The sequence below is a fragment of the Arthrobacter sp. AD-310 genome, from assembly GCF_054656615.1.
The window spans coordinates 107,545-118,646 of sequence record NZ_BAAHNO010000003.1; the positions used below are offsets into that span (position 1 = coordinate 107,545).

General features: G+C 54.8%; 8 protein-coding genes. 4 read left to right on the forward strand and 4 right to left on the reverse strand.

Going from position 1 to position 11,102, the window contains the following annotated elements:
- Nucleotides 1-236 precede the first annotated feature (236 nt).
- The 3 genes from ACYQ1Z_RS01675 (at nt 237) to ACYQ1Z_RS01685 (ending at nt 4,074) form a co-directional block, all read left to right on the forward strand.
- On the forward strand, nt 237-1,727 hold the full coding sequence (locus tag ACYQ1Z_RS01675; protein WP_459790629.1) for a tyrosine-protein kinase domain-containing protein: 1,491 nt from the start codon (nt 237-239) through the stop codon (nt 1,725-1,727).
- A 192-nt stretch (nt 1,728-1,919) separates the two neighbouring features.
- Entirely contained in the window at nt 1,920-3,197 is a 1,278-nt protein-coding gene (locus ACYQ1Z_RS01680) for an oligosaccharide flippase family protein (protein WP_459790630.1), read from the forward strand.
- 172 nt (nt 3,198-3,369) lie between these two features.
- Nucleotides 3,370-4,074, forward strand: a complete 705-nt coding sequence (locus ACYQ1Z_RS01685) for a hypothetical protein (protein ID WP_459790631.1) — start codon at nt 3,370-3,372, stop codon at nt 4,072-4,074.
- 76 nt (nt 4,075-4,150) lie between these two features.
- Here the strand turns inward: ACYQ1Z_RS01685 and ACYQ1Z_RS01690 are convergent, their stop codons facing one another.
- From ACYQ1Z_RS01690 to ACYQ1Z_RS01705, 4 genes are all read right to left on the reverse strand, one after another.
- A complete protein-coding gene (locus ACYQ1Z_RS01690; protein ID WP_459790632.1) occupies nt 4,151-4,990 on the reverse strand; it encodes a glycosyltransferase in 840 nt (279 codons plus the stop codon).
- A gap of 116 nt (nt 4,991-5,106) precedes the next feature.
- The gene (locus ACYQ1Z_RS01695; protein WP_459790633.1) at nt 5,107-6,990 is read right to left on the reverse strand and encodes a glycosyltransferase; all 1,884 of its coding nucleotides are present in this window, start codon (nt 6,988-6,990) and stop codon (nt 5,107-5,109) included.
- Between the two features lie 24 nt (nt 6,991-7,014).
- Nucleotides 7,015-8,118 carry a glycosyltransferase family 4 protein gene (locus ACYQ1Z_RS01700; protein WP_459790634.1) on the reverse strand — a complete coding sequence of 368 codons (1,104 nt, stop codon included), beginning with the start codon at nt 8,116-8,118 and terminating at the stop codon, nt 7,015-7,017.
- Nucleotides 8,119-8,171: 53 nt separating this feature from the next.
- Complete coding sequence (locus ACYQ1Z_RS01705; RefSeq protein WP_459790635.1) at nt 8,172-9,317, reverse strand: glycosyltransferase; 1,146 nt, start codon at nt 9,315-9,317, stop codon at nt 8,172-8,174.
- Between the two features lie 327 nt (nt 9,318-9,644).
- On the opposite strand from ACYQ1Z_RS01705, the gene ACYQ1Z_RS01710 reads away from it, so the two are divergent.
- Nucleotides 9,645-11,072 (forward strand): sugar transferase, encoded by a 1,428-nt coding sequence (locus ACYQ1Z_RS01710; RefSeq protein ID WP_459790637.1) that lies wholly within the window; start codon nt 9,645-9,647, stop codon nt 11,070-11,072.
- The last annotated feature ends 30 nt before the right edge of the window (nt 11,073-11,102 follow it).

Here is an 11,102-nt window from a genome sequence, read left to right on the forward strand (position 1 = left end):
GTAGTGAGGCCGTCCTAGACAGTTTTCCAAGGCGCGCGTAGCCGAACAACGGGCGCAGTGCGGACGACTCTTTATCTAATTCTGATTGCTCAACGTCTTGACACCATTGGCGAGCGACTCCGATGCAACGGTTCTATTCCCCGTTGTCCTAGCGGGTAGAATCGTCGAGGTGGCTCAGATTGCCGCCCTGTTGGCATGGTTTCAGCAGAGTCAAGCCACCGATAGGGGGACCGGCCTTGGACATTCGCGACATTCTTAGCATCCTTCGCCGCAGTTGGATCTTGATCACCGCTACAACTCTTGCGGGCTTGCTGCTAGGGGGTGGGGCCTCGATGCTAGCTAAACCCACTTACACTGCTGAAACGCAGCTTTTCGTTGCCATACAGGGTTCGGGATCAATTCAAGAACTCCAGCAGGGAAATTCGTTTGGACAAGCACGCGTGCAGTCGTACGTTCAAACCATCGATTCGCCACTTGTGCTTCAGCCGGCTATCGACTCTTTGGGTCTTGGTATCACGTCCGAGGAACTGGCTGGCCGTATCAAGGCCACCAGCGACCTTAACACAGTCTTGATCTCGATCTCTGTGAATGATAACTCTCCCGTGCAGGCTGCTGCCCTTGCACAGGCCATCGCAGACAGCCTGATAAAGACGGTTGACACGCTGGAGAAGCCGAAAACTGGGGGAGTCTCTCCGGTCAGCATGTCGATAATAAAGCCAGCCAAGGCTCCGGCCGCGCCGTCGGCCCCTAATACTCGAGTGAATTTACTTCTAGGTCTGGTCGTGGGCTTTGTTGCGGGAATCGGCTGTGCCGTCCTCCGCGCCGTTTTGGACAACAGAATCCGTAACGAGCATGACCTACGCCGTATCACGAATGCACCATTGTTGGGGGCAATTGCATTCGAGGAGGATGCAGAGAGGAAGCCACTGCTTACACAAGTTGGCCAACAAAGCCCGCGTGCCGAATCATTCCGGAGGCTGCGGACTAATTTGCAGTTTGCAAATGTGGCTGGGAAGGCAAAAACAGTTTTGGTAACGTCCTCGCTACCGGGCGAAGGAAAAACTACAACGGCTACGAATCTTGCAATTGCATTGGCCCAGGCCGGTCAATCTGTATGTCTTGTAGATGCCGACCTTCGCCGGCCAATGGTTGGGGAGTATCTTGGCCTTGATAAGAATGCAGGCCTTACTACGGCATTGGTCGGCTTGGCTGGCGTCGGAGATCTCATTCAGCACTGGGGTGACGATCACCTTTACGTTCTCACTTCAGGCCAGGTGCCCCCCAACCCAAGCGAACTTTTGGGATCGACGGAAATGAAGGTCATTATTGACGGGCTTGAAGACACCTTCGATACTGTCGTAATTGACGCACCGTCCCTCCTTCCTGTCACCGACGCTGCTGTCCTCTCACAGCATGTGGGCGGCGTAGTCGTGGTTGTAGGTACAGAGAAGCTCAAGCAGCAGGATCTCGAGAAATCGCTAACCGCTCTGGAACTTGTTGACGCAAACATCTTCGGGGTCGTGCTGAACCGCTTGCCAGCCAAGAGCCAGGAGTCCTACACCTACAGCTACCGCAGTCTTGAGAACGATGGCTCTGAGCTAGAGCAGATGTCAGACTTTGGCAGCAGGACATCGCGGCGCGACTCCGTGACAATCGATCCCTCTGAAAAAGAGCCATCCGAGCGGTCGCCGAGCATGTTTCCCTCCACGAGCTCCGACAGGACTTAGGCCAAACTTCCGCGTAGCAGCAGTCCTATGCAAAGCATGTAACCCCTTCCGGTATTCGAGATTTTGCGTTTTCCTCTAGCCCGGCACCCACACGAGTAGCTTGCGACCCAGGATGGTTGATTCTTTATGAGCGGCAGGACTCAAGAGCTCTCCCCGGGCAACCCTCCCCCTCCAAAAAGGCTTGCTCGCCAGATGGCGCTTTCTGCACTGGCGAACTTAGCTCCACCGGCTGCCGGCTTTGCAGTGGCGCCTATACTTGCACAGGCACTTGGGGCCGAACAGCGAGGTGTGGTCGCTGCGGCCACAGCCCCACTCTTACTCATGACGACATTAGCTATGTTCGGCATACCAGAGGCTGTCACCTACCTCGTTGCAAAAGATCCCGGAAACGCCAGAAATGCTTTGCGGAAAGGGTTGCTGCTTCTCACTGGCACAGGAGTTTTGGCAACTCTTTTAGTCGTCATTTCAGCAAGTGCACTGTCCGGGGGTAACGCTGCAGCGGAAGAACTCATCAAACTGGCTGCCTTGTTCGTTCTGCCCACTACGCTTGTGGCTGGCTGGCGGTCCCTCCCTAGGGGGCTGCACCAGTGGAGATTTGTCAACCTAGAGAAGTATGTCACCTCTGCCTTTCGGCTCACAGCTATAACTGCTGCCTTCCTCCTCGCTAGTCTTTCGCCAATCATGGCAGTATTGATTCTTTCAACCGCCCCGGTGGTAGCGGGTTTTGTATTCCTAAAACCACTACGTGAACTGCGAAGGGAAGAACTTGGAAAAAATAGGGTTTCCTATAAGGACCTAACTTCCTTCAGCTTGGTCGTGTGGCTCGGCTCCGTCTCTGGGATAGTTTTGGGAAAGATCGATCAAGCTATCATGATGCCGTTGTCGGACGCTCGACAATTGGGCTACTATGCTGCCGCTGCTTCGGTTGCTGACGCGGTGCTAGTAATAAATAACGCCGTTCGAGACATAACCTTCTCCGCTCAGAGCTCAGGATCAGGTCCCGACATTCTTCAAAGAAGTGCACGTATATCCTTCGTCGTAGGACTCTGCATAGCTGCTCTCCTGCTGGTTCCCGTGGCTTTTTGGTTTCCCCTGCTGTTCAGTGCTGACTTTGTCGAAGCTATACCGGCCGTGGCAATCCTTACGTTGGCTGCTGTCGTGGGCATCCCAGGTTCCGTCGCTGGAGCAGGTCTGGTTGGGAGAGGACACCCCGGTGCCGTTAGCATGTCGCTTGTCATTGCAGCGGTGGTAAACATTGCCACGGTGGTCGTCCTAGTGCCCCTTTATGGGGCAACAGGTGCCGCGATTGCAACTCTTGTAGGCAACATCCTGGCTTCAAATATCAATATTTTGGTCCTTCGCCGACGCTACGGCATGGCCTTCTTTGGCTTTTATCGCATTCAATTTGCCGACGTAAAATCGGTGTTTCGTCTAGCCCGGGGACTTCATCGTCCTTCTGGAATAACTTAGGAGCACATCAATGGTTATGCCTAAGGACATGCCTGTTCGATTGCTACGCCATGCTCAACGATGGGTAGAGCTAGCCTCACTTCAGCTACGAAATTGGACAGGGAAGACCTGCGTTACTGGCGGCGAGGACGTCGTAGTTTCTTTGACGACTTACGGGGAACGCACGAAGTTTGTGCACCTCGCGATCGAAAGCATTGGTCGTGGGGAGGTCCGTCCGAAGCGAATCATTCTCTGGCTGGACGAGGCTGAATCTCTCGTAAATATGCCGGCGCCACTCCAGCGACTGGTCAGGCGAGGGCTTGAGGTCAGAGAATGCGCTAACTATGGTCCCCACAAGAAGTATTATCCCTATGTAGCCGCGCTGGAGGGCGACAGGGAGATTGAGCCACTGGTGATTGTAGACGACGATTTTCTGTACCCTAAGACATGGTTGCAGTCGCTTTTGGAGTCATACAAGCGATATCCCGACGCGGTTAGCTGTACGCGCGCGCATGAGGTCCAGGTACAGGAACAAATCCTGTCGTATTCCACATGGCCTTCCTGTAGAACAGACCGTCCCAGCTACCGGACATTTGCTACAGGCGTTGGAGGCGTCCTCTATCCCGCCAACGTGCAGCTTACTCTACAAAAGTTAGGTACGGAATTTGCACGTCGCGCGCCTAAAGCGGATGATGTGTGGCTGCACTACGCCGCCCTTTACAGCGGGGTGAAAGTGCGCCAAGTCAGCACGGAGCCGCTTGATCTAGAGTTCCGGATTTTGCCTTTTGCCCAAGGCAATTCGCTTCAGACGGTCAACGTGGGACAGGGTGCAAATGATCGCCAAATAGCTTCAACGTACGACCAGGTCACAATGGAAGCCCTGCGAACGAATTCCTAGCCTGGGACTGTCGCCAAGGCAGGTTCTGCCTGAGGACAGAGACCTTCGAAGCACAGCCACAGCTAGTGGGTAGCCGTTACTCTGAAAGAACGGAGGATACTCGCTTCGTATAAGCTTCCAGACTGAACTTTTCCTCCCACAAGCGTCTTAGTTCAGTCTCGCTGTTTCGTGCGTCTGCGGCCAGCGCTTGTAATTGCGGAAGTAGAGGTTTCCTAACGTCCACGGCCGAAACCGCCGAACCCTGTAGGTATTCACGAACCCCCTCAGTGGGAGAAATCATTACCGGAACGCCGCATTCAAGCGCACCTACGAGCACCATATGCCCCGCTGCTCTAATGCCACTACGGAGAGGAAGAAAAACAACCGAGGCTGAGCTGAGCAATGCACCGAATCTGTCTTGGTCTATGTACCCAGGACGGTAGACGATGTTTCCCAGTGCCTGCTTAATTCCATCTTCGCCGCCAACAGCAAGCGTAAGGCGCACGGCATCAGCGCTTGCCAACACCTCTCCTTCAAGCGCGTCGATAAGAGCTTGGTCTCTGTCAGAGCTGCCACCAACGAAAATATGGAACATCTCGGACGCGGCTTTCGGCGGATAACCAAAGGTGTTGCCATAGAGGACCGCTTGCGCGTGTCCGCCGTCCGCGTTCCATGCATCCGCTTCAGATTCCGAAAGCGTTATCACCGACGCTTTGCCGATAAGTTTCTGCAGAACTTTCCAGCTCCTGCTGTCAGGCTCGGCATAAATACCAGTGACCGCGAAGTTTTTCCGGCCAGTAACCCGAAGAGCGGCTGCTATCCATGGGTTATTCGCTAGATACGGTCCCCGAATCTTGGGGTGAAGTGTTCGAAGGGCCAATAGCAGCGAGTCGAGCCCTATTCCAAGCATGCGGTTGTTTAATCTCTTGCCCGTCACCGCGCGTGAAGGCTGCCGCACAACTCTGGCTACGGACGGAGAACTTAGCCATGCCGTCTCTGCGCGTTCATTCCTCGGACCGATGGCAAGTAGAGTATAGGCCACGAAAGTTTTTCCTACCTTGCGGACCGCGCAGTATCGAAGAGCCAGCGCTTCCAGTCGTCGAGTACCGAGACGAATCTAGTATCAGCAGCGGCCCTGGCTTCGCAGGCGCCGTGCTTGATCGCGTACTTTACTGCCAAAGACCAGGCCCGTGGGTCAGTCCCCTCGTGATCCTTGACCAATAATCGCGAATTCACACCGTATAGGTCCGAAAGACTAGTCCCGGCCCGCCCCACGATCGGTGTGCCAAGTTCGAGAGCCCTCACGGCAATTCCGCTTTGATAAAACCGCTTATAAGGTATGACGACGGCGTCGCTGCTGCGAATCAACTCGTTCAACTCAGCCTCAGGAACGAACCTTGCGTCAACCTTCCAGCCGGCTATTGAGGGCCACCCCCGCCCTACAACCTCGAGTTCACAACTCTGCGCCAGGTCCTTGCCAAGAGCACAAAGCACCTCAATGTCACGATCTTGTTTGTACTGACCCAAGACACGCACAATAGGCCGGGGATGCCGGGGCGCCCCTTCAGCACAAGGATCAGCCGCAGGCGGCAGCATAGGGTGTTCGAGGACAATTTGACCATCGCCGAGCCCTGCATCGTCCATGGCATTCGCTGCCATCCGACTATGAACGATTACAGCCGCCTTGCGCGGCCATCGCGCTACGAATTTAGCGGTTAGGCCACCAGTCCCTACGGAGCGGACCAATGGCTTTGGGTCGTGATAAACAACAGACACTGCTTTGTCGCCGCACAGAAGCCGCGTCAAGACTATATCCAAGAAACCCAACACCGGCCAAACAACCAGAACTTTTCGCTTGTTCTTGCTCCGACCTGCGAGGAAAAGCAGCGTGAGATACTTCGCGAGCCAAGCAAAACGCCCTTCTCCAGAGACAGACGGCTCTACTGCGGCTGAAACTTTTACCGAGGCTCCGGCGTCTTGGAGCAGGGCCTCCAAGGCCTTGGTGTAATGTGACAGCGCTCCCCCGAGAGGGTTGACAATTTCAACAGCAAGCTCAGCTTCAAATTGCTCGGATTCAAACCGCAACCCATCACGGAATCCGGCAAAAAGGAGACTCCAATTGTCACTACCCTCTTTCTTAATCAAGTCCCGAGCGATTGATCGGATTATAATATAGGCCGCAGAAGCGTATCGCTGTAAAACGTTTCCGTTTTTGGCGTGAAAGAGCTGGATATTTCGAGTCTGATAATACGGCGGCACTCCGTTTGAGCTTTGCCATACGACGGCCCGCGGCTCGACTAAAATTTTCCAACCAAGCCGGCCGAGTAGCCTGTGATGGTCCGTTTCCTCCATGTACAGAAAAAACTTTTCGTCAATAGGATGCTGCTGAATGACAGTCTTTCGGTACAGAAGGAACGCCCCATCAAGCCAGGCAACTGGCTCAGGCCCTGCTTCGTGTAGCGCAGCACGATCTGCTCTGTGGGACAGATGTCTAGGAAGCCCGAGTATGCGTGTGAACGTACCGCCCAAAGACCAGAGAGTGGCGGAGTCCGCCCCTGTCACCAAAGCTGGTCCAGCAACCGCCGCCTGGGGGTTTGCTTCGAGTGCCCCAGCCAACTTGCAAAGTGCCCCAGCCTCGGGCAAGGACTCATGCGTTGAAACGAGCAAATATGCGGCGTCTGTCTGGTTTTCAGCGTGCCAGCGCACGCCGTAGTTGACAGCTGCACCGTACCCGTCATTCGGTGTCGATATCAGCGTCACATACTCAGGTAGGGCAGCTTCCACACGAGAAGTTCCGGCTGGGTCCTCGCTGTTGTCCACCACAACAAGCTTGTGGGGGGAGACCCCCTCGGAGAGGATCTTCGAGATAGTCACCAACAGCGTGTCCTCACTGCGGTGGTGCACTACAACCGCGGCTATCTCAGGTCGATCTTGCATACTAATTCCTCGGGGCGTTGAATTTTAGTTACTTGAATGGAGCCATGCGTCGGAAGCAATCCTGCCCGCCACGCTCGGGAGTGTATCCAGCACTTCCGTCTTATTCAGAGGATTATTCAGCGTGGTCAAAAGCGCCTGCGGCAGCTGAGAAGCAACGTCCTTTTCTGCAATAACTGTATGTCCGTGACTACGAAGCCATTGAGCCAGCCCCGTTTCATCGGTGGTGACCACTGTTAGTCCTGCGGCAAGCGCTTCCACGATGGGCAGGCCTATCTGCTCGCGCCAACGCCCCTCGCGAAGGGAAGGAGCAACTAGAACAGCCTTCGAATCCAACAGCGCCGGGACTTGGTGGTGCTGAACAAAACCTGCATATCCTCGTGAGTCTGGTTTAGCCGCACACCAACTTTCCACGACGGATGCAAGCCGTCCGTTACCGGCTATCGTGATGTGGGCATCCGGTCTAGCTTCCTCAACAACGGACCATGCTGCCATGACATGTTCAATGCCCTTTCTGTTGTCCAGTTCGCCCAAAAATACTGCATGAGCAGAACTTCCGGGCGACGCCGGATTGCCCCTGCCATCCTTGGCCGCAGGTAGTTCCTCTATAAGTTTCGTGCTGATCGACCCCACACCCGGGAGGGACTGATAAAGCCGCTCGGCAGCAGAGCTTCCGAATGCTATACGGTCTACCGTTACTCGCAACAAAGTTCCTAGACATAAGGCGATGAGTCTTAGGACAAAGCGAGAAAGGGGCCGGCGAGGGGAGATCAAGCTTGCCAAATCGTTGTTTTCAATCGAATAGGTGACCACTACCCGTTCCTGTCTAAGAACGATACCCACAGTTTTCCATACCAAGGCCAGCAGTACAGTCTTAGGAAGCCAGCGCAGCCATAGCGGTTCTGGAACTTCAAGTACGCGGCCACTTCTCCTGACAAGAACTTTCAGCGCTTGCACAAGATTGACTTTTATGAAGTTTGACGACAGCGGCGATTCGCCGAGGTCGTATTTCTCATCAAAGTACAACGTTAGCGCTGGCGTCATGTAGGCCGCACGTTCAACTTGAGCGGCGCGCAGTTCGGGACGGATGCGGATACTGTCATACCCGCGACGGCTTTCAGGTACCCCCATGTACTTACCTCAGTTCTTGCATTTTTCTGACTTGAGTCACTAGTGATGACGTTTTAGCTACGGCGCCTGGCTTGACTGACGAGGCTTTTTGTCCCCCAAAGTGACTGTTCATAGGCGGCACTTACGCCAGCCCAACTGTAGAACTCTCGAGCTCTTTCCTTGTTAGAAAGACTTGAAGCGCTTCTTGCCTCGGGGTTATCCAGCATTCTCCGAATACCAAGCTCAATGTCGCCTGGCAGGGGCTCGACAAGGTGCTCCTCCGAACCCAACACTTCAATATTGTAGGAAGTGCGGCGCGCAACAACTGGGGCGCCGCAAGCCATGGCTTGAACCAGAGCAGGGTTGGTTCCACCTACACTGTGGCCGTGAAAATAAGCGCCGGCGTGCTGCCACAGCGACAGCAGTTTGCTGTCGTCGCTGACATGGCCCAACCAAGTTACATTCGGGTGCTGACTCAGATGACGAGCTCTTTCATCTAATTCTCCGCCATATCCTGAGGAGCCGACGATTACCACAGGGTGGTCTGCCGCGAGGCTAGCAGCAGCTTCAAAAAATTCAAGAATAGTATTCTCGGGAACGAATCGCGCGACTACGAGGACGTAGGTACCGCTTTCAAGACCATCTATAGCCTGCACACGACCAGGCTCGTCACCGCCATAGGGTATAAAAATGCTGTCCCGCCCAAATTCTTCCTTCCAGCGGCGCTGTATTTCTACCGAGTCGCTCACAAGCTTATTAGCAAATTTAGCAGTGAACTTCGCACCAAGCTTGAAGACGAATTTCGCTGCGCGGCCCCACTTGGCGCGTTCCCACTCAATACCGTCGACATTGACAATGACTGGAATTCCACGTAGACGCAAAAAAGGAAGCCAAAAGCCGTTCGCTACATTCATCACCAAGGCAACATCTGGCTTGTGCAACACAGCGTGTGCAACCGCAGTAAAGCCGAAACTGAGGGTGCTCAAAGATTTGCTATCAAGACCTGGCGTTAGCGTCGAACGGACACGGGGATCTCGTTCAGGGTCATCCTCCTTGATGGCCCCGGCTCGACCGTAAACATTAACATCCCAACCAGCGTCCACAAGGTATGGAGAGATCTTTCTCACCGCAGTCTCAAAGCCCCCGTAGTAACTCGGGTACCCTCTAGTGCCAATAATCGCTACAGACTTCGGTTTCTGCTTCATATCCTGGGCCTTCATTCTTGGTCACTTTATTTCTACTGGTCAGTTCACTCTCTGCGCTGAACACAGATGCAGAATCATGGCTCCTCGCGCCGGCGGGATCCAGAAGGGGGCACACAAATAACAGCGAGAGCATCTAAGGAGACGCATCCTCGGGAGTACCAGCGCGCCTACCGTAGCATGAGGCGGAGGGCAGGCTTGTCGCCCTGCCCCCAACGTTGGTTGGTGATCAGACAGCCCGCGGCTATGCTGCAACATTAATGGCGATCTCGGCCAACATGTATCCTTTCCCGGGGGGGAAAGTTCCCAACTGAAAACTTGGCGATTGGGATCTAATTGGGGACCTTGCTTGACTGGCGGGCACGGACATCAAGACGACTGCGGGTTGTTGATGCGTTTGTCATTGTTTGGGCCGTCACCGGGGCTTACATACTGCGCTTCGGATTCGAGTCGCACCTTGTACTTCCTGGGCAGGAGTTGTCCTACGGGTGGCTTTCCGTCGCGTTGGCTATCTCATGGTGGCTGATGCTTGGAGCTTGGAATACGAGACAGAGCCGGGTACTGGGGTCTGGCGCCGACGAATATAAGCGTGTTGCTGCAGCTTCGCTGTGGCTTTTTGGGTTAGTAGCCATCTTCTCCTATGTCTTCCGCATCGAAACAGCTCGTGGTTATGTGGGGATCGCGCTGCCAGCCGGCTTGTTCGGGCTTCTCCTTGCCCGCTGGCTCTTACGCCAGCACCTAAATGTGGATAGGCAAGCAGGCGACAGCATGTCGCGGTTGATGATTTTGGGTGGTCCCGGCGCCGTAGCGCACCTCAATAAGTCGCTCTCTGCCGCCAAACACGCGGGGTATCAGCCGATCGCTGCCTATACACCGGGAGCCACGCACTCCTCACATGAGGAAGGCGTTGACGGACTTCCTGTTCTGGGGGCGGGCCAGGACGTAAGTTCAATATTGAAGGCCATCGACTCTTGTGGGGCTGACGCTGTCGCCGTTTCAGCGGGTGTGCAGCTTCACCCCCAGACACTTCGCCATCTTGGTTGGGAGCTTGCCGCCCGAAACGTCGGACTAATCATGGCGCCAGCGTTGACAGATATAGCGGGTCCTCGTATTCATACCCAGCAAGTGGCGGGCCTCCCGTTGATTCACGTGACTACGCCCAGCCTAGAAGGCGGGCAGCGCGTAGCTAAGCGCTTATTTGATGTGATTGTGTCAGGAGCGCTTATCGTCATCGCGGCACCGGTAATGGCCCTGGTCGCCGTCCTTGTGAAACTCGACAGTCCTGGTCCTGTGTTGTTCAAACAGGAACGAGTGGGAATGGGCGGTGATGCTTTCCACATGCTCAAGTTCCGCTCCATGGTCACCAACGCCGAACAACAACTCTCTGCTTTGGTGGGGCGGAACGAGGGTAACGGGCTACTTTTCAAAATGAAAAGTGATCCCCGTGTAACCCGAGTCGGCAAATTCCTGCGGAAGTACAGTCTGGATGAGCTGCCACAGCTGTTCAACATCGTCACAGGTTCGATGAGCCTCGTTGGTCCTCGACCGCCACTGCCAACAGAGGTAAAGGCCTACGAGAACGACGTCCGCCGCCGGCTGTTAGTCAAACCTGGTCTTACAGGCCTTTGGCAAGTCAGCGGAAGGTCCAATTTATCGTGGCAGGACTCCGTTCGCCTGGACCTATATTACGTAGAGAACTGGTCACTTACGGGTGACCTGGTGATCTTGCTACGAACCTTTCGTGCGGTCTTTCACAGCACTGGAGCCTACTAGACACTCGCTATTCGCTTGTGCCCTCAGGGG